18 protein-coding genes are annotated in these 19,776 nt (G+C 44.3%); 8 read left to right on the forward strand and 10 right to left on the reverse strand.

Annotated features, from left to right (window positions below; translation table 11 throughout):
• Positions 1-367: 367 nt before the first annotated feature.
• Entirely contained in the window at positions 368-529 is a 162-nt protein-coding gene (locus ACUUHJ_RS01900) for a hypothetical protein (RefSeq protein ID WP_289675704.1), read from the forward strand.
• Between the two features lie 666 nt (positions 530-1,195).
• On the opposite strand, the gene glpQ is transcribed toward ACUUHJ_RS01900, so the two are convergent.
• From glpQ to glpT, 9 genes are all read right to left on the reverse strand, one after another.
• Positions 1,196-2,314 carry a glycerophosphodiester phosphodiesterase gene (gene glpQ, locus ACUUHJ_RS01905; RefSeq protein WP_289675706.1) on the reverse strand — a complete coding sequence of 373 codons (1,119 nt, stop codon included), beginning with the start codon at positions 2,312-2,314 and terminating at the stop codon, positions 1,196-1,198.
• 254 nt (positions 2,315-2,568) lie between these two features.
• Positions 2,569-2,865: a putative quinol monooxygenase gene (locus ACUUHJ_RS01910; protein WP_289675707.1), complete on the reverse strand. Its 297-nt coding sequence runs from the start codon at positions 2,863-2,865 to the stop codon at positions 2,569-2,571.
• A 31-nt stretch (positions 2,866-2,896) separates the two neighbouring features.
• On the reverse strand, positions 2,897-3,538 hold the full coding sequence (locus tag ACUUHJ_RS01915) for a nitroreductase family protein (protein ID WP_142498826.1): 642 nt from the start codon (positions 3,536-3,538) through the stop codon (positions 2,897-2,899).
• A gap of 25 nt (positions 3,539-3,563) precedes the next feature.
• Entirely contained in the window at positions 3,564-3,983 is a 420-nt protein-coding gene (locus tag ACUUHJ_RS01920; protein WP_472298132.1) for a MarR family winged helix-turn-helix transcriptional regulator, read from the reverse strand.
• Between the two features lie 292 nt (positions 3,984-4,275).
• The gene (locus tag ACUUHJ_RS01925; RefSeq protein ID WP_289675711.1) at positions 4,276-5,490 is read right to left on the reverse strand and encodes a Ger(x)C family spore germination protein; all 1,215 of its coding nucleotides are present in this window, start codon (positions 5,488-5,490) and stop codon (positions 4,276-4,278) included.
• Complete coding sequence (locus tag ACUUHJ_RS01930; protein WP_289675712.1) at positions 5,468-6,577, reverse strand: spore germination protein; 1,110 nt, start codon at positions 6,575-6,577, stop codon at positions 5,468-5,470. The genes ACUUHJ_RS01925 and ACUUHJ_RS01930 overlap by 23 nt, the downstream gene beginning before the upstream one ends.
• A gap of 28 nt (positions 6,578-6,605) precedes the next feature.
• The gene (locus ACUUHJ_RS01935) at positions 6,606-8,099 is read right to left on the reverse strand and encodes a spore germination protein (RefSeq protein ID WP_289675714.1); all 1,494 of its coding nucleotides are present in this window, start codon (positions 8,097-8,099) and stop codon (positions 6,606-6,608) included.
• Positions 8,100-8,104: 5 nt separating this feature from the next.
• Positions 8,105-8,230, reverse strand: a complete 126-nt coding sequence (locus ACUUHJ_RS01940) for a hypothetical protein (RefSeq protein ID WP_289675715.1) — start codon at positions 8,228-8,230, stop codon at positions 8,105-8,107.
• A 199-nt stretch (positions 8,231-8,429) separates the two neighbouring features.
• Positions 8,430-9,794, reverse strand: coding sequence for a glycerol-3-phosphate transporter (gene glpT / locus ACUUHJ_RS01945; RefSeq protein ID WP_142498872.1), 1,365 nt, complete (start codon positions 9,792-9,794; stop codon positions 8,430-8,432).
• 304 nt (positions 9,795-10,098) lie between these two features.
• Between glpT and ACUUHJ_RS01950 the strand changes: the two genes are divergently transcribed.
• The 4 genes from ACUUHJ_RS01950 (at position 10,099) to ACUUHJ_RS01965 (ending at position 14,856) form a co-directional block, all read left to right on the forward strand.
• Positions 10,099-11,622 (forward strand): chitinase, encoded by a 1,524-nt coding sequence (locus ACUUHJ_RS01950; RefSeq protein WP_472298133.1) that lies wholly within the window; start codon positions 10,099-10,101, stop codon positions 11,620-11,622.
• Between the two features lie 94 nt (positions 11,623-11,716).
• Positions 11,717-12,019, forward strand: a complete 303-nt coding sequence (locus ACUUHJ_RS01955; protein WP_064203332.1) for an ArsR/SmtB family transcription factor — start codon at positions 11,717-11,719, stop codon at positions 12,017-12,019.
• 95 nt (positions 12,020-12,114) lie between these two features.
• A complete protein-coding gene (locus tag ACUUHJ_RS01960) occupies positions 12,115-13,320 on the forward strand; it encodes an MFS transporter (protein WP_472298134.1) in 1,206 nt (401 codons plus the stop codon).
• Positions 13,321-13,491: 171 nt separating this feature from the next.
• Positions 13,492-14,856, forward strand: a complete 1,365-nt coding sequence (locus tag ACUUHJ_RS01965; protein ID WP_472298067.1) for an IS1182 family transposase — start codon at positions 13,492-13,494, stop codon at positions 14,854-14,856.
• 251 nt (positions 14,857-15,107) lie between these two features.
• On the opposite strand, the gene ACUUHJ_RS01970 is transcribed toward ACUUHJ_RS01965, so the two are convergent.
• A complete protein-coding gene (locus tag ACUUHJ_RS01970) occupies positions 15,108-15,899 on the reverse strand; it encodes a hypothetical protein (protein ID WP_472298135.1) in 792 nt (263 codons plus the stop codon).
• A gap of 303 nt (positions 15,900-16,202) precedes the next feature.
• Here ACUUHJ_RS01970 and ACUUHJ_RS01975 point away from each other — a divergent pair, with 303 nt between their 5' ends.
• The 3 genes from ACUUHJ_RS01975 to ACUUHJ_RS01985 all read left to right on the forward strand — a co-directional run bounded on the left by ACUUHJ_RS01975 (position 16,203) and on the right by ACUUHJ_RS01985 (position 19,688).
• The gene (locus ACUUHJ_RS01975; RefSeq protein ID WP_472298136.1) at positions 16,203-17,183 is read left to right on the forward strand and encodes a cache domain-containing protein; all 981 of its coding nucleotides are present in this window, start codon (positions 16,203-16,205) and stop codon (positions 17,181-17,183) included.
• Positions 17,149-18,174, forward strand: coding sequence for a methyl-accepting chemotaxis protein (locus ACUUHJ_RS01980; protein ID WP_472298137.1), 1,026 nt, complete (start codon positions 17,149-17,151; stop codon positions 18,172-18,174). The genes ACUUHJ_RS01975 and ACUUHJ_RS01980 overlap by 35 nt, the downstream gene beginning before the upstream one ends.
• A 183-nt stretch (positions 18,175-18,357) precedes the next feature.
• Positions 18,358-19,688, forward strand: a protein-coding gene (locus tag ACUUHJ_RS01985; protein ID WP_472301122.1) for an IS1182 family transposase whose coding sequence is annotated in 2 segments (ribosomal slippage) — positions 18,358-18,898 and positions 18,898-19,688 — 1,332 coding nt in all. Because the reading frame shifts where the segments join, the coding sequence is not laid out codon by codon here.
• Positions 19,689-19,776: the final 88 nt, after the last annotated feature.

A 19,776-nucleotide genomic window follows, 5' to 3' on the forward strand; every position in this document is an offset into this window, starting at 1 on the left:
AAGGAATCCATATGTAAGCTGACAGAAAGAGTATCAAAACATCGTCTTCTGGTTTATAGAAGACGATGGACTCATAAATACCGCTTTACCAGTTAGTGACGAGCGGAGAACCGTACCACAAGTGATGGTACACACCATAAGAAAAGAAATTGTGCTTGATAGTAGCTATATCTGTAGATTAAAACGATTGTGTTAATTACTGGGTTTACTTCTTGCAAGAAGGGTCGTACACTGTACACATTACAACGTACACACTTTACAAACTTTATTATATAAACTTGACCAAACACTTAGAAGGCTTCTCCACTTGTTGTAATGGGGGTGAGCCTTTTTTGCATGCAGGAAAATCTAAGGGGATGAACAGACAATGGCAAAACGTGAACAGGTAGTAACGGAAGTAGTGGAACAAGAGATAGAGGAAACGGTGCGTTCCATCGCCCAGGCACAAGTAGACTATGGACAGCTTATGGACGAGAGCGGGACTATTGCCAGCGGGCTAAGGACTCGCGGGAGCAGGCGGCAGAGTTAAAACGGTCGGGGCGGACTGATAATGCGGTAGCTCATTAGATCAAGCTGAACAGCTTGAAATGCTAGCCGATCAGAAGGACGGACACTCAAGGCTGGAAGCACTCCGTTACATTGAAGATTTACAGCGTCCGTATTGATGGGAACTATACAACACAACCAAGGCGTACTAGCCCGTGAACGTAAGGAGCTGAAAGATGCAAGGGAAGATGCGGCTATTCGTTGACATTAGAGTAAGTAAATTTACATTAGACTTGGTAAAGAGTATATAGTTTTCTTTGCGATTAAAGTCTTGTTAATAAGTCGAGTGAAATTCAGATATGCACATCTGTTTTTCCTCGGCTTATTTTTATTTTCTAGCCATCTATTAAAAAATATGTGCCAAACCCCACCACAAGCTCTATCAGAGTCGAGGCGGGGTTTAACGGTTTCTACTGCCCTATTTTCACAAGGTCATCGAATATACGCGTCGCAGAAGTTGCTTTATGGCGAATGCCTCGATAGAGCTGGGAGCTTCCCACCCGGAGGTATATAGATGCGTTTAGCTCGACCTTCTCCTGAGTGGTCCATAGTATCTCTGCTATGTCCCAAAAAGAATCACAATTATTAAAGCCGGTAATCCTTAGCTTACAAGATACCGGCGTTTTAGTGTTAAAGAGGTGTTTTCAAGTTACTTTGCGGTCTGTGTACCCTGGGACTGGGACATCTTGCTTTGGTACTCCGCTTTTCGTAAAAAATCAACGGCACGGTCAGGGAAGTCTGTAAACACCCCGTCAACTCCTGCTGTGAAGTAGAACTGATCGAGCAGCTCCTCGAAGCTTGCTGCATAGGCAGGGATTTGTCCTTTATCCGCTCGGAAGGTGTATGGATGCACTTCCAGGTCAGCTTCATGAGCCTCTTTGACAAGATTGGTAATGATCAGGTGGTCTCTCGTCGACTCTTCTTTGATGATCATCGGCTTCCATGGCCCTACGCCGTCTGCGTATTTCGCAATTTCTTTCATCGCCCCTTTTTCAAACATCCAATCGTAGTTGTAGGGAACGGCCTTACCGTTTTCATAGTTCATGGTTTCGTTCCAGCCGGTTTCTGCCATGAGCTGTACAAGCTTCACGTTCATATTCAATTGTGGATAGAGTTCCGTGCGAATCCGTTTTGCTTCATTGGGGTCGAAAGTCTGTATGTACGCTTTGTCATTCTTGGACACATAGCCGTACTTTTTCAACACCTGCAGCACTGCGAGGCTGATGTCCTTTCCTTCGTGTCTGTGGAACCAGGGAGCTTTGATCTCCGTATAGATCCCTACGTTACGACCTGTGCTTTTGTTCATACCCTGGATCAGTTCAATCTCTTCTTCCAGAGTGTGAACACTGAAGTTGGATTTCCAGAGTGGGAAGCGATCCGGATAATCTTGTACCTGTTTGCCGTTTTCCACTGTGAAGACCTCTGTTGTCTTCAGTTTCTTGATCTCGTCAAGAGTGAAATCAATAACGTAGTACCTGCCGTCTTTTCGTTTTCGATCAGGGTAGACCTCTGCTACATTGGTTACGCTGTCCAAATAATGGTCGTGCATGATGAGTAGTTTGTTGTCCTTTGTCATGACCACGTCTTGTTCAATGTAGTCGACTCCCATCGCGTAAGCCATCGCTTTTGCGGGTAGCGTATGTTCCGGCAAGTATGCGCTCGCTCCGCGGTGGGCGATGACAATCTTATCCGCTTCGGCAAAGGATACGCTTCCAAAGCTTGTTGTAATAGCGAGAGCGGCTGCCAGGGATGTAACTAGTTTTTTCATGTCGTTCCTCCTCCATTTGGATGAAAAAAAGATCCACAAATTCCATTGGTAGGTTAAACCATACCAAATGAAATATTGTGAATCTCCTGATCTCCATCACAAAAATATTATATTGGTTACTAATGTAAGGGATAATGAAAGCGCTGTCAACAAATAGTTGGCGAGTGCCTATTACCCATTTCATGTAAGGCTGGACAAAAAAACAGCAAGGCTGATCGGAGGACCAACCTTGCTGTTTTTTTGTGCATCACAAATTACAACTTCACAGGCTCTCCTGCGAATATTTCCAACTCCATAGCTGCTGCAAAAAAGGAGGGAGCTTGCTTCACAAAAGCCTGAAAATGAGCGCTTGCATTGTGGGCTGCTACTGCGGCAGCGTCCTTCCACTTTTCTACCATGGTGTAGTGATATTCTTGCTCTGTGCTTTTCAGAAGGGTGTATCCCACATTTCCTTCTTCCGCTTGGCTTGCGGCAACCAGGGCTTTGGCCGCTTGAAGGAAGGCTTCTTCCTGTGCGGGTATTACTTGCAGATGGGCATGTATAATAAGCATGGTTTTTTCCCTTTCTTCCAACGAATTTGAATTATTTCCAGGTTGTCACTGTCTCAACAGGGAGACGGTAAGAGGGGTATCCTTCCTTGGCTGCTTTCCCGATACTAATCAGCATGATCGGTTGATAGCGATCCTTGTCCAAATCCAGCGCTTCAGCTATTTGATCCTTTTCATAGCCGCCGATCGGGTTCGTGTCATAGCCGAATGAACGGGCAACCAGCATCAATTGCATGGATACGAGCCCGGCATCGATAAAATTGACGTCGCGCAGGTCAGAAGCTGGTAGATTGGCGTAGTAAGGCTTTACGGCTTTCAGCTGCATGTCCTTCACGTCCTGCGGCATGTATCCGAGCTCGACAGCTTTTCCAAATATCTCATCCATATATTCTGCATTATTCATGTCGACGAATACGGCAATGACGGCGGAAGAGGTGAGTACCTGCGTCTTGTTGAAGCGTGCTAGCTCTGCAAGCTTTTCTTTCCCTTCTTGACTTTCGATCACCACAAAGCGCCAAGGCTGCATGTTGACTGAGGATGGAGCACGTGTGGCTCCCGCTAAAATTTCAATCATTTCCTCGCGGCTGATTTTTATTTCAGGATCATAAAGTTTGACAGAACGACGACCAAACGTGATTTCACGAAAATCATTTGTTCTTTGTACGGTGTTTTTCATGTAAAAAGACTCCTTTCTGGAACAATCAAATGTTGTTTTGCATCCGTTTGAGAAAATCAGTTAAGACCTGCGTTTCATCCTCGCTGAAGCCTTCCAGAATCTGCTGGATAAAATTTCGTTTCTCGCTTTTGTACCCTTCAATCCGATGATGTCCTTCTTCGGATAGACGAACGAAGGTTTCGCGGTTATCATTTGGATTTTTGTGTCGGGTCACCATGCCATCCACTTCCAGTTGCTTCAGGTGGCGTGTAATGGCAGCACTGTCGATATTGATGTGCTTTTGTAGCTGGGACTGATTGATTTCGTTGCATTCGCAAAGGATTTGCAAGATCGCGAGACGAGTAGAGCTGATTCCGGTACAGCGTTCGAACTTGGGACTTATTTTATTGGTTAATCCGATGAGCAGATTCAGTATTTGCTCCTCTTCTAATTCCTTGCGTGTCATGAAAAATGCCTCCCGGGGGCAATATGAATAGAAACTCAGTCATATATCTACAAGCATGACAACATACAGTCAGTTGAGCATGATAGCTTGATGATAATTGACGCATCAATGATTGATACGTCAATTAATATAACACCTTATTTCAGCGTTTGCAACATATGGTCTGCAAAAGTCGCTGGACGGTATGGTCATAGCAGAAGTTAAGTGATTCATACGAAGAGGGAATGGAGTAAGGGGAGAGGGGGCATCTTACTCCAATCGCAATTAATGGATAACAGAACGAAAGGAAGCTTCACTTGCTAGGCCCTGATGCGCCGAAATCAGTAGTGGTAAGCTTTACGAAGTAAGTGATGGGTACAGTGCTGAATGTTTGATCCCAATCTTTTTTTACTTTCTCCCACGTTTTTGGATACTCGATTCGCAAACGTTCTCCGAATCCGGCAACATCCGCATGGAAATGGTTTTGCATTTTTGCTGTGACACTCTTGACCAGTTTCCGTACTTCCAATTCAGCCGCTTTTTCCACCCTTTTCAGGAATTCCTTTTTAAAAGGATTCGCGTCCAACACCCAATTTTCAGACAAGCGTCCCTTCGAATTGATATGCACATCAAAGGAAATCTTGTTTCCGTCAACATGGGGAGTGATTTTGCTCTCCATGGTTTCGATCTCATAAATGATCAGTTGACCTGTCTCCTTGTCAAGGCTTCTCACTAGCCCTCCTTTACCTTTTCCGGTTATCCACGTTATGCCCTCCAAATCCACTTCGTTTAAAAATCCCGCCCATTTTTTTGTCTTTCCATTGATTACGGCTGCCCCCTCAAACTTCACTTCCTTGTTAGAAGCGGCAACATTTTGCAAGAGAAAGCTTGATTCGGAATTCAACTTGGCCGTTAATTTGGCGAGTGGCACAGGAGGTAAAATTTTGGCTGTTCGGTTTCGGTTATCTACGATTCCAAGCAAATTCAGTGCTGGCAATTCTCCAGGTTTTTTGGTTTCCAAGACATCGCGGGCATTCCCGTTACTAACAAATACCAAGCAGCTTGGACGTATTTCATTATCTCGCAGAAATAGATCCAGCAAAGATTCCAAACGATGTGTGTGTAACAGAGCCTCGCTAATCACAATGACTTTTAAGTGCGGGCTGAACAAGGGGGCATCATGACTCAATGAAAATTCACGGATGATTGGAAGGATAGATTCACCGGTTTGGGACGCATTCAAATATGCTTTTTGTTGTGGTCCTGCCGAACTGCTTTCTTTGCTTGTTGCTTTTGGGTTAATAAATTGATAGGTCATGGTGATTGTGTCAACGTGAGGAGGGCTCTTTCCCTGCTTTTCCAGCTTTTTTTCAACATTTGATTTGTTGCTGGCATCCAATGCCAAACCGATGCCTACACCCATCTTGTCGATATCTTTGCTGCTCCAGCATCCGGTCAGTAAGAAGAGCAGGAAAACAGATAATGATGTCAAGAGGAGGAGCCACTCACGATGATGACTTTGCTTCATGCTTACCCACCTTCCAGCCAGAAATAATAAGAAGGAGAAGGGGCATTACACCAAATAAGAGAAAGGCTGCATCGCCCACAAAATCTCCAAGTGCAAATACACTATTGATTTCTTTTGGAGTCATCGTAATGATGTAGATAACAGGCAGCAATCCGAATAGAAACGGCTCCATATTTTTCTTGAAGAGCTGGGCGAGGCCTAGAGCGGCTGAGTAGTAAGCCAACGTGAAAGTAGAAAAGATTTGCATAATCCATAATACGAGCAGCAACGATTCAAACCGTTCAAAGAGTAAACCGGTAATTTCAAAGCTTCGTATGAGATCAATGGTCGGCCATGTCCTTGTGACGACTCCATCGATTGAAAACGCCCCAATGACCATCACGACTGTCATCAGGTAAAAGATCAACGAGGCGCTAATTCCCACCACAACGGCTTTCACGCCTTTATTTGGCTGTCTCATGTATACCACCAGAATCATCATTATTTCAAAACCGGTATAGGCGAGCGCAGTTGGTTTAATCCCATCGAACACCGGTTTCCACCCCAGCCCCAATACGGGACGAAGATGATCGATTTCAAAAATTTTTATGCTCATCAAGGAAACCACCAAAAAAAAGAGGACAGTAATTGGCAAGATAATCTCAAACATACGGGCGAGACAATTGATGCCACCTATGACAAGATAAAGAGCAACCCACAAAAATACCATAACAATGGCCCACATTGGGGTTTTCTCCAGCAAGTAAAAGGTTGTTACTTCAGCCATAGATCGGACTTGAAGAGATGAGGTCAAACAAAAATAACAGATGATCAGAAGGCTAAGCATCCTTCCAACCCATTCCCCTGCAATTTCCTGGCTGTATTCAAAAAACGTTTTCTCAGGGAACCGCTGGCTTAATTTTACAATGATTATCCCAGCGAGCATCGCGAGTAAACCGCCAATGAGGACACTTATCCAAACATCCGGTGTCTTTGCTTTTTCCACTGAGATTCTAGGCAGGGTAAGGATTCCCGCTCCCAATATAAAGTTGATGATGATCACTGCTGTTTGGGAGGTGGTGATCCGATCATTTCGGGTGGGTAACATTTTGGGCTTCACCTACTATACTGAGTGGTTATCCTTTGCGAGTCGGCTCTTTCGTATGCAGCATTTTTGGACGGCGTTTCATCATCATGAGTGGCATGCGCACCATGAAATCTTTCCAATCCCTTAACCGATAGGGAACAGCAGGAGTAACATAAGGTACACCAAAACTTTTTAGTTTTACCAAATGACTCGTAAGCAAGAGAAAAAACAAAATCACCCCGTACAATCCAAACATGGCTGCGGAGAACATGACCAAAAACCGAATGAGACGTAAGGAAATACCTAGGTTGTATGACGGAATGGCAAAGGAGGAAATAGCAGTGACAGCCACGACGATTACCATAATTGGGCTGACAATACCTGCTTGTACTGCAGCTTGACCAATAATCAGTCCACCGACAATCCCGATGGCAGGGCCGATTGGTTTTGGCAATCGAAGACCGGCTTCTCTCATAATCTCGATAGAAACTTCCATGATCAGTGCCTCCAACAGAGCGGGAAATGGAACTCCTTGTCGAGTGCTGATGATGGAAATAGCCAATTCGGTAGGAATTAACCCTTGGTGAAAAGAGATAAAGGAAATATAGAGGGCCGGTATAAGCAAGGAAGAAAAGGCAGTGAAAAAGCGCAACAAGCGAATGAATGTGCTTGGAATCCAGCGCTCATAATAGTCTTCAGGCGATTGCAGGAGCATGCTGAACGTCACTGGAACGATTAAGGCAAAAGGAGTACCATCCAGCAAGATGGCCACTCGTCCTTCCATTAATGCACTGATGACGCGGTCAGGCCGTTCTGTGCTCTGCGCCTGCGGGAATGGGCTGAGATAATTATCTTCAATAAGTTGCTCCACATAGCCGGATTCCGGCACATGGTCAATTTTAATTTTCGTAATTCGATTTTTTACTTCTTCAACCAACGCGGGATTCGCAATCTCTTTCATATAGGCGATAATCAGCTCTTTTTTTGCACGCTCTCCCACCTGAAATTTTAGGAAGAGAAGATCTCCATTTTCACCGTGTCTGCGCAAGAGGGCGGTATTTTCGCTTAACGTTTCCGTGAAGCCTACTCTAGGGCCTCTAACCAAAGATTCTGAGACAGGTTCATCTATATTTCTTGTTTTTACTTTTACGGTATTAAGAAGGAGAGCATTTGCGGTCCCTTCAATCAACAGTGCCGTAAAGCCAGTCAATACTTTTGTCCTCAGATCGTATACATCCCGGCATTCCAGTATTTCATGGATCGAAAGCACATGATTGATGAAAAAATCTTTGGATACAGAAACGTCCCCCGAAGAATTCTCCTGTACCATCACTGCCACAGAATCATTCATGAGCGTTTTCAGAATAGTATTATCGATGAGATCGCGATCGGATAACCCATCTACAAAAATAATGGAAGCACGACTGGCAGTCTGTCCGAAAGAAAATTCGCGGATATGCACATCTGCGTTTTGGGCGATTTCCTGACGGATAAGATTCAAATTCGATAGGTAATCGTCTGTAAATGGAGCGATACTTTCCATCTATATCACTCTTCCTCCGTTGTACGAATCCAATGAAATAATCTTGAAATCGCATAAGGAACAAGAAAAACGACTGCGGCTTGAATAAAAACTGGCCAGGCAGGAAGCTTTGAAACAATTGTTTTCCACATGGTTTTCCTCCTTTGCAGCCTCATTACAGTCCTAAAAAGAAACTTGTCCTATTTTGTTCTAGCATGACAATTCTTATTCCAGTCAGCTGGAAAATGTAGTATTAAATGTTTAGCTTAGGCCACTCTGGATCGGGGGATCGGTTTTGATAAAAAAAGAAGGATAAAAATCATAACGATTTTCATCCTTCTTTTTGCTATTTTAATGATTTTTAACGACTTCCTGCCCACGCACATTCCACGTAAGGGCAAAAACAAGAGCAGCCAATGCGCACGAAGCTGTCAGCAACATAAATCCTGCATCCCAGCCGGAGGCATCAACGATAACCCCCATCAATGCGTTCGCGGTGACTGTACCGCCTAGGTAACCAAACAGACCGGTAAGTCCTGCAGCGGTTCCGGCAGCCTTTTTCGGAACAAAATCAAGGGCTTGCAAACCAATCAGCATGACTGGACCGTAAATCAGGAAACCGATAGCGATCAGGCAAATCATATCGACTACGGAATTTCCAGGTGGGTTGAACCAGTAGACCAGAACAGCGATCAATACGCCGAGCATAAAGACAAACCCTGCGGGTCCACGGCGGCCCTTGAACAATTTATCAGACAGCCAGCCGCACAGAAGCGTTCCCGGGATACCTGCCCATTCGTACAGGAAGTAAGCAACGCTCGATTTGCTCATATCAAAGCCTTTTTCTTCACTCAAATAGGTCGGCGCCCAGTCCAGAACGCCGTAACGGACGAAGTAGACGAAGATGTTGGCAATCGCGATTGCCCAAACCCATTTGTTGTTCAATACGTATTTGAAAAGGATTTCTTTAGTGGAGAATTCTGTTTCAAACGTTTTCTTCTCTTTGTTTGGATAGTCATTGCGATATTCTTCAATAGGCGGCAGGCCGACTGACTGCGGAGTATCGCGAATTAAGAAATACGTAATGAATCCAAAGACAATGGCAACCAGAGCAGGAAGGATAAACACGCCTTCAAACCCGGAAGAGGTATTACCCGAAAGCCAGGTGAACATCGATACACCTGCTACAGCGAGGGGAGCCATCAAGCCTCCGCCAACGTTATGGGCTACATTCCAAATGGCTGTTTTGTTTCCTCTTTCACTTACACTAAACCAGTGTACGAGGACACGCCCGGATGGAGGCCAGCCCATTCCCTGGAACCAACCGCTCAGGAACAGCATCACAAACATGATCGTGACGGATGAGGTGAAGTAAGGAACAACTCCCATCAATAAACTGATAAGTGCAGAAAGAATCAAACCGGCAGGCAAGAACATTCGCGGGTTGCTTCGGTCTGAAAAAATGGCCATTACAAACTTGCTGATCCCGTAGGAAATCGAAATGGCGGATAACGCAAAACCGAGATCTGTTTTTGTAAATCCTTCTTCGATCAAATAAGGCATGGCGAGCGAGAAGTTTTTGCGGATGAGATAGTACGCCGCATAACCGATGAAGATTCCGAGAAACACTTGAAGCCTGAGCTTTTTATACTCAGAATCAATTTGTTCGTCAGGCAATCTGTCAATAGGCGGTGCAGGCTTAAACAGTTTGAGCATCATATTCCTCCCCCTAGATGATTTCTAACAAAGACGGAGATGCACGTAAAAAAACCCATACTTTAATGGCGCTTTCAAAAATGAAAGTGCCAAAAAGTATGAGTCTCCGAATCTCCATCATAGTTAACTTGTCGTAAGTGTATTCTATTATTCTGTGAAAACGTTGTCAATGCCGATAGAGATTTTCTTATGTATATGTTATTCAAAAAAATACATTTTTTTCAAATATAAGTATATCTTTATATTAGCTCATTTGTATGAGGCATCTTTTTTGCACAAGTAAAAATGAAGGAGGCTTTGTTTGATGTATTTTTTGATGAGAAAAACAGGAGTTTTGGTAGTACTATCGCTTCTCTTAATTTTTTCTCTATTCCCGCAGTCTTCTCACGCCATGACACTGTGGACTCCCAACACTGTATACAAGGTAGGAGACATGGTTACGTATCAAGGGCAAGATTACAAATGTACATTTGCTCATACATCGCTTGTCGGGTGGGAACCGCCCAACGTACCGACACTGTGGCAGCTGCAAGGTCCCTCTGCTCCCGATACCATTCCACCTACGTCCCCCACAAATCTTAGTGAAGTAGGGAAAACGAGTAGTTCGGTTAGCTTGTCTTGGTCAGCTTCTACGGATGACAGAGCTGTTAAGGAGTATCTCGTCTACAACGGAGATACACTCGCTGGTATAGCGAGTACAACATCCTATACCGTGACAGGGCTTCTAGCAAATACGACTTATTCATTCACGATCCAGGCAAAAGATGCCGCGGGCAATGTATCCCCACCCAGCACCTCGATAACGATAACCACTTTATCTACATCCCCGAATGAACCGGTGTCCAAACGAGTTTTAATCGGCTACTGGCATAATTTTGACAATGGTTCTACAGTACTCAAGCTAAGAGATGTCTCAGATAAATACGATGTAATCAATGTTGCGTTCGCTGAACCAGTCGGTGGCGATCATGCGACAATGGGATTCGTGCCGTTCAATGCATCCGTTGAGGAATTTAAGTCGGATATCGCCTTGTTACAGTCAAAGGGGAAGAAGGTCCTCATCTCGATTGGCGGAGCGAATGGTACAGTCGAGCTGACGACGGAAGCTGCCAAACAAAGTTTTATTACCTCGATGACCTCGATTATTCAAACGTACGGGTTTGATGGTATGGATATTGATCTGGAAGGAAGCTCCTTGTCGCTAAATGCGGGGGACACTGATTTTAGAAATCCGACAACGCCCAAAATTATAAACTTGATCGCAGCGACTCAGACGATCACGAATACATTTGGCCCATCTTTCATTTTGACAATGGCTCCAGAAACGGCTTATGTCCAAGGAGGTTACGCTGCCTATGGTGGGCCGTGGGGCGCTTATCTGCCTGTGATTCATGCCCTTCGCGACCGGATGAATTATATCCACGTTCAGCACTATAATTCTGGAGCGCTGGAAGCATTGAATGGTCGTACGTATCAACAAGGAACGGCTGATTTCCAAGTAGCGATGGCAGAAATGCTGTTGAAAGGATTCCCTATCGGGCGTAATCCAAACAACATGTTTCCAGCCTTGAGGGAAAACCAAGTCGCGATCGGGCTGCCTTCTGCTTCAAGTGCTGCCGGGGGAGGCTATACATCTCCTGCCGATATCCAGAAAGCCCTTCACTATTTGGTAAAGGGTACGTCTTTTGGGGGAACCTACAAACTCCAAAATCCAGCTGGTTATCCGCAGTTCCAAGGAGTTATGACCTGGTCTATCAACTGGGATGCTAGAAATAACTATTCGTTTGCCAATCAAGTTCGCACTTCGCTTGATTCGTTGAGCCAGTAATGACGGAATCTTTGAAAAAACCCACCCGCTCTCACGGGTGGGTGTCATTTCAGAAGTCATTGACATATCGACAATTCCCGATATAATAATGCGTATGGATCCAATTGAAATTTTTAAAGCGCTGTCCAACGAGTCTAGACTCCAAATTCTACATTGGTTAAAAGAGCCTGAAAAACATTTTATACCCCATGAAGGAGTGGATATGAGAAAGATCGGGGTATGCGTCAGTCAAATAACTGAGAAATTGAATATGACTCAGTCCACTGCGTCCCAATATTTGTCCATTCTCCAACGCGCTGGGCTGATCAAGACGGAGCGTATTGGGAAATATACGTACTATACCAGGGACGAGGAAAAAATACGTGAAATAGGCGCTTTTTTTAGCAGTCAAATATAATGGAGTAAAGCTGAATGCTTCATGGAGTATTCAGTTTTATTTCAAGATTCATATCGACATATCTTAATATGTCTAAATTTTGAGGGGTGCTATTCATGTCGAATACGTGGAAGGTTTACTTTTTGTCATTGGTCAGTTTTCTAGTGGGTACTTCAGAGTATGTAATCTCCGGCATTCTGGATAAGATCTCGGATACGATGGGTATCTCCATTACAGCGGCAGGGCAGCTGGTTACTATCTTTTCATTTGTTTATGCCATTTTAACTCCTGTGATGATGGCCATAACGGCGAAAATGGATAGGAGGAGGCTTCTTGTTAGTGCACTAGGAATTTTCGTAGTTGCCAATATACTGTCGTTCGCTCTTCAGGGGTTTGAATTCTTTATTATGGCCCGTGTGATCATGGCTATAGGTGCTGGAATGGTGGTTGTGACTGCGTTAGATATCGCGGCCAAGATCTCTCCTGAAGGCAAGCAGGCAAGTTCGATCGCAACTGTCATTATGGGATTTACAGCATCTTTAATTATCGGTGTTCCCCTTGGACGAGTAGCGGCAGCCGCATTTGAATGGCAATCAGTATTCGGGTTTATTGCAATTGCAGGTCTTTTGGCGATGATTGTCCTGTCCCGCACGATCCCACAAGTAAAAGGAGATGTACCCGTACCTCTTTCGAAGCAATTAGCACTGTTGAAAAACCCGAAAGTCGGGCTTGGTTTATCGGTTACGTTCTTTTGGCTGGGTGGGTATTCCATTGCCTATACTTATATATCTCCTTATCTTCTCGAAGCCGCTGATATAAGTGAAAATTTGTTGAGTAGCGCTTTATTGGCGTTCGGTTTAGCTAGTCTGATCGGTTCCAAATTCGGTGGTTACAGTACGGACAAATGGGGAGTATCTCCTACATTACTTGGTGGAATGCTTCTGCATGTTGCAGCTCTCATTTTGCTCTCCATTACCGTATCTATCTCACATGAACCGTTTACGGTGATCGCGATATTGGTATTATGGTCCTTCGCCGCTTGGTCTTCCGGACCAACGCAACAGTTTAATTTAGTTCGGATTGCACCGAATAATTCAGGGGTAATGCTTGGTCTAAACCAATCTATGATGCAGCTCGCGATGGCGGCAGGGGCTGGAATTGGAGGCATCGCTGTTGATCAAGTATCCTTATCGTCAATTACGTGGCTAGGTATGAGTGGCGTGGCGATCGCTATCGTTGCTGCACTGATTTTACAAGTGATGTTAAAAGAAAAAGTTAGACATAAACCAGGTGCATATGAAACACGCTCCAGCAATCGCTGATCGCCAGTCCCGAAAGACACCGACTCGAAGGAACAATTCCGACGGTGACGCGATGTTAGCAGAAGGCCATCCTTTGAGGGGCTGTTGACAAATTGCCGTAGAGATAGGGGTTTCTGGGAATCGTGTAGAAATCATTTCTATACGGTTCTTTTTATTTTGGAGGGCTATCTCATGATGGGAATCGATGGAGACAAACAGCACCAGTTTATGTTCTTAAATTTGGATGATCTTGTACCCGAGAATCATTTTTTACGTGTTGTTCGTAATAAGATTGATTTTTCTTTTATCTATGAGAAAGTGCAACACTTATACTCGCCTGTAGGTCGTCGCTCAGTTGATCCCGTTTTGTTAATGAAAATGATCCTTATCGGGTATCTTTATGGCATCCCTTCCGAAAGGAAGTTGGAACAAGAAATCCAAGTGAATTTGGCCTATCGATGGTTTTTAGGATTGGACTTAACTGACACTGTTCCCGATCATTCCACACTGAGCCAGAACCGCCGTCGTAGATTTAAAGAAAGTCATATTTTTCAGGAGATCTTCGATCACATCGTCTCGGAATGTATTCGAACTGGTTTAGTTACTGGGGAAATAATTGTTGTTGATTCTACTCACATCAAAGCGAATGCATCGATTAATAGGTCAGAAAAAGTTTTAGTGGAGAAAAAGCCTACTGAGTACCTTGAAGAGCTAGAAAAGGAAGCACGGAGAATTAAAAAAGACAGAGATAACGATCCCACTAGGAAAAAACGAGGAAGAAAACCTAAAACCTCTCCTCCTGAGAAGGAAGTAAAACAGAGCACAACAGACCCGGAGTCAGGTTTATTGAACCGTCCTAATAAACCCAAGGGATTTCACTATTTAGCGCATACCAGTGTGGACGTTAAGCATGGAATCATAACTGATATACACGTTACGGCTGCTAATGTGAATGACCACGAACCATTTATAAAGCGATTACAGATACAAAAAGAGAAATTTGGTTTACATATTGGCAAAGTAGGCGCAGATAAAGGGTATGATCGCTCTGGAGTACACCATGAATTAGAAAATTTAAAGATAACCGGTTATATCTCTCCGATAAAAGGTGTTATTGATCAGACCGAAAGGTCAGTACAATTTACATTTGATGAAATGAACGATGCCTATTATTGCTCGAATGGCAAGGCACTTCAATTTACTCATGTTAAGTGGCACAGTTGGAAACAAAGTTATAGCAAAATTTATGCTGCCCAAACAAAGGACTGTAAGTCCTGTGAGTTACGCCAACAATGTTTTGGACAAACCGCATCTCGCAAAACAATAGAAAGACCATTATTCCAAGAGGCTAAAGAACGCAACCAAGCAAGGAAGCAAAGCCAAGAGTACAGTGTTATCCAAAGGCAAAGAAGAATATGGTGCGAGGGTACCTTCGGTACAATGAAAAGGCAGCATAACTTAAAAGAAACATACAAAAGAGGCATTCGAAATGTATCCGAACACTGCCTCTTTTCTGCAATGGCAATTAACATTAAACGAATGATAAAAGCAAACTAATCACAGGTTACGAAACAAAACAATCCGACGACGTATAAGTGAAAAAACGGCAAAAGGGTTAGGGCATTGGGTCCCTAACCCTTTTTGTCAACAGCCCCTTTGAGGGTGGCCTTTGCGCCATTTTAAACAACTGTTTAATAGCCAATTTGATAGCCATTCGCCCGGGTTTCCCGGTATTTTCCTCTGAAAACAAACTGAAAAAACCTCCAGAGCTATCAATGTGTAGCAGCAGGAGGTTTCTCGCTTACAAGTTATGCAATCCAATCGATGGTAGATCCAGACACTTGTTGGTTTTCCATTCGCTTTTGCAGATAAGGGTTTTTCTTTTGCTCATCTGCTTGCTTGTCGTTAGAAGAACGTTCTGCCTGATTAGTATCTTGAGATTTCTCAAGCCTTTTGTCGATCTCGTCAGCCATCTTTAGCAGTTTGCCGTCCAAGCCTTCTGCCTTCCGCTTCAGTTCTTCTGACTTCGTAAAATCTCCGTCCTTTGACGCGGGTTCCCACGCCTTCGCCTCTAATTCCAAGGTAATCTGAGCGCGTTTTACACTGTGCATATTCTTGAGATGGTGGGTTGCCGTTACAACAGCATGGAGGTTAGAGGAGGATTGTAGGGATTCATCTTGTTTGGGGGCGATCTCGGAAGCTTTTTGTTCCTTGCCCTGCTCTTCATCCGTGCCTCTCGCCTTGCGTTGTTCTTCCAACTGAATTAGTTTCATCTGCGTATCGATTTCCTCGATCTGTTTGTCCATCTCATCCAGTCGTTCTTTCATGACTTTTGGGTCTGTCAGTTTTTCAACCGCATCCGCAGAGTAGTTGTTCCGTCTCTCTAGCATCGCTTGCTTTTGTTCCATGAGGCTTTGCAGCATCTTATTCTTATTGGGAGCGTTGTTCCCACTGCTTAGCTGTAGGCCTTGCTGGCTAATCGTTAGATGATCCTGCTTTTTGTTACGGTCGTGCTCCAGTGCTTTCGGCTGTGGGTGAATTCCCGGGCTTCTATACTGGACAGACGAGCTTATGGCGTATCTAGGTGTAACAGAGAACATGAATGATGATACCTCCTTTCATGAATCGAGTCGTTGGCCAAAACGTCAGCCAATCCAGAATGCGGATTACTGGTATTTGGTTATTATTTGTATCGGAAAGAAGTTTTCCAAATTTTACTTGTTTGATGCCCTGAAGTTTCAAATAGGTACTAACAGGGAAAATATATTTTGCATAAATGTTCATGTAGAAAATATGGGCATAGGTATGAATTTAGCCTGATAGGAACGCGCCTCTAACGACCGGTGAGGCGTTGTTTGCGTTGCAACTCGTTATTCTACTTCACTAGAGAGGAGTCATCATAGATGATAAAGAAAATGATTACTGGTTATAAAGCATCGCTATCTAAGCAGATCCTGTTTTTGCTCGTCTTGCTTATTGTTGTTCCCTCTGTCGTTCTTAGCCTGACCTTGACACAACTGGCGCGCAACCAGTTAGAGCACGAATTGTTGTCCCAAGTCGAATCGGTTACCACGATGATTACACAAGTGCTCAATAATTCGTACGAGGATTATTCTGCTACGATCAATAGCTTTGCGGATGTTCAAGTTCCGCCGGGGCAAAGTGCGGATACGTATATCTATGATCGCATTCGCAACATAGAGAAAGACATCGATAATGTTTTGGCTGCGTTCATGTACTACGACAATCGATATTACAATTCGGCGAAAAAGGAAATTGATCCGACTACCCGTGAATGGTACAAGGAAGCGATGCAGCATAAAGGGCAGGTCGTTGTGACGCCGCCTTATATCGACGCGATAAGCGGAGGTTACGTGATTACGTTTGCCAAGACGCTCTCCGATGGTAAAGGAGTAGCGGGAATCGACGTTTCTATCGATCACTTAAACGAGCTGGTAAAGACGTACAAGATCGGAGAAAAGGGATATGTCAGCTTGTTCGATCAGAACAATGTGACAATGTCGCATCCACGATTCCCGCAGGGCAAGCCGCTTGAAGACAATCGCTTCCAAGTGATGCGTGATGGAGCGGAGGGTTCTTTCGAAGTGGATGATGACGAGCTTCGTGAATATTATCATTTCAACAAGCAAAATTCGCTCGGATTGAACGTCGTTTCCGTGATAGATTGGAATGAAATCAATCAAAAAACGGGGCCACTGTTGCGGACCTCATTTTTGTTCATCGTACTGTTGCTTGCCCTCATTGCCCTGTTCGTTTGGATATTCATGAAACGCACGGTGCGACCCATTCTGCAATTGAAGCAACTGACCGACTTAATCGCGCAGGGGGATGGTCCGGTCTATCGCGAGTGGAAGAACGGATGAGATTGGGCAGCTGCAATCCAACTTCAATACGATGTCGCAAACGTTGTCCGATGTCCTGCGTCAAATTACCGATCATTCCGAGCAAATCTCTGCTTCCTCCCACCATCTGTCTGCGAATTCGGAGGAGAACGTGCAAACGATTGAACAAGTCGCTGCCTCTATGCAAGAAATAGCGTCTATGTCTTCCGATATGAATCAGAGTATAGATACCGTGAAGCAATCGGCAACGCAAGCGCAACAGGAGCTGGATGATGCCATCCGCATCCTGCGTGAGAGCACGGAAATGTCGCAGCTCATTACAGGTCTGGCTAATACCGGAGAGGAGTCCCTTGGAGCGGCAAGACAACAGGTGAATATGATCGTGGAACATTCTGCCCGTTCTAAGCAGGAGATGGAGGAATTAAAACAGGTTGCTGAAGAAATTAGTGGGGTGACGAATTTTATCCAGGATATCGCCTCTCAGACGAATTTGCTTGCGTTGAATGCTGCTATTGAAGCGGCGCGTGCCGGGCAAGAAGGTCGCGGGTTCTCTGTCGTCGCTGATGAGGTACGCAAGCTGGCTGATCAGACAGGCTCTGCTGCTGAAAGGATCGACAGTTTGATCGGCGAGGTTCAGAATCGCGTCCTTCACATGGTTAGACGAACGGAGGAAGGCGTGGATTCTGCTACCGCGGGAAGTGATTTGACACAATCGGTTGAGCAGCGTTTTACGGAGATGTATGAGGCCATTAACCGCATTGACGCGCACCTCGCACAAGTAGCCCGCGTCAGCGAACGGTTAATGCAATCAAATACGGCGATGCTTGTAGCCTTTGGTGAATCGAGCGCCATGAGCCAAGCCACTGCACAAGAGGTCGACCAAGTCGCAGCAGCCAGTGAAGAACAGAATGCTTCGATGGAGGAAGTGGCGGCATCGGCAGCGCATCTTGCCAACATTGCGGAAGAGTTGCAGTTATTGGTGCAGCGTTTTAAATTGGAGCGTACACAGTAGTTGTAGTGATAGATTGAAAGACCAAAGACCAACAGATGTTGGTCTCAGGCTGTCGAGAAAGTCGACAGCCATTTTTATTTCACTTAATTTTAAAGCGACACCGCGTTAATTTGTTATAATTCTTATAATTACATTTTATAGTAGGTGATTATTGTGCTTACCTCCAATGATAAAAATCCACAAATGCATTACGAATTTGTGTGTCTTGATGAATTGGTCCCAGAGGACCATTTATTAAGGGTCATCCAGAAACATATAGATTTCTCCTTCATCCGAGAAAAAGTACGTCAATATTATTGCGAGGATAACGGTAGACCGTCGATTGATCCTATTGTTTTATTTAAAATGATTTTCATTGGATACCTTTACGGTATCCGCTCAGAGAGGCAACTCGAAAAAGAAATCCAGACTAATATCGCCTATCGTTGGTTTCTTGGCCTTTCTTTAACAGATCGAGTTCCAGATCACACAACAATCAGTTGGAATCGTCGAACCCGTTTTAAAAATACAAATGTTTTTCAGGAGATTTTTGATGAAATTGTTCGCTTGGCGATTCAGCATCGAATGGTCGCTGGACGTGTATTGATAAGTGATTCTACGCATCTTAAAGCAAATGCGAATAAACGAAAATTTAAGAAGCATGTCATCGAGAAAACGAGTCGTGCCTATCTCAAAGATTTAGAGGTAGCAATTAATGAAGACCGTGAGGTACATGGAAAAAAGGATTGAAGCCTAGAGAGGGTGTGAAGGAAGAAAAGGAAATCAAGATGAGTACCACGGATCCGGAAAGTGGCTACATGGTTCGAGACAGCAAGCCCGAAGGCTTTTTCTATCTCGATCACCGGACTGTCGATCATAAGTACAATATTATTACCGATGTCCATGTCACTGCTGGCAATGTCCATGATTCCGTTCCTTACATAGATAGGCTGAATCTCCAAATCGAGAAGTTTGGGTTTCAGGATACAATTGAAGCTATTGCATTAGATGCTGGTTATTTAACTACTCCAATCTGCAAGGCACTTCACGATATAAATGTATTTGCTGTCATCGGTCATCGTGCCTTTACACCTGTTAAAGGTCTTTTTGCTAAATGGCGCTTTAAATATGATCTGGAGTGCGATGTGTACACATGTCCTCAAAAACATACGCTTACTTATTCGACTACCGATCGAAACGGATACAGGATGTATAAGTCCAATAAAGAAATATGTAAAACTTGTCCAAGGCTTTCTGAGTGTACCCGATCTAAAAATCACCAAAAGGTGATAAGCAGGCACGTTTGGGAAGAGAGTAAGGAATGGGTTCGACAGAACCGTTTAAGTAAATCGGGGAAATATTTATATAGATTAAGATACCAAACCATAGAGCGAAGCTTTGCAGATGCTAAAGAACTGCATGGGCTTCGCTATTGTAGGTTACGCGGACGTGAAAATGTCCAAGAGCAGGTATTGATGACAGCAACAGTACAAAACATTAAAAGGATAGCGCTACACCTAGCGAAAGCAAGTTAGGTGCAGGCTATCCTTTTTTTCAGCACTTCGTGCTGAACAATACTAAAAAGAAATCCCCCAAAAGGGGGTTTCTCTTCAGGCTGAGACC

The organism is Brevibacillus schisleri (assembly GCF_055685845.1).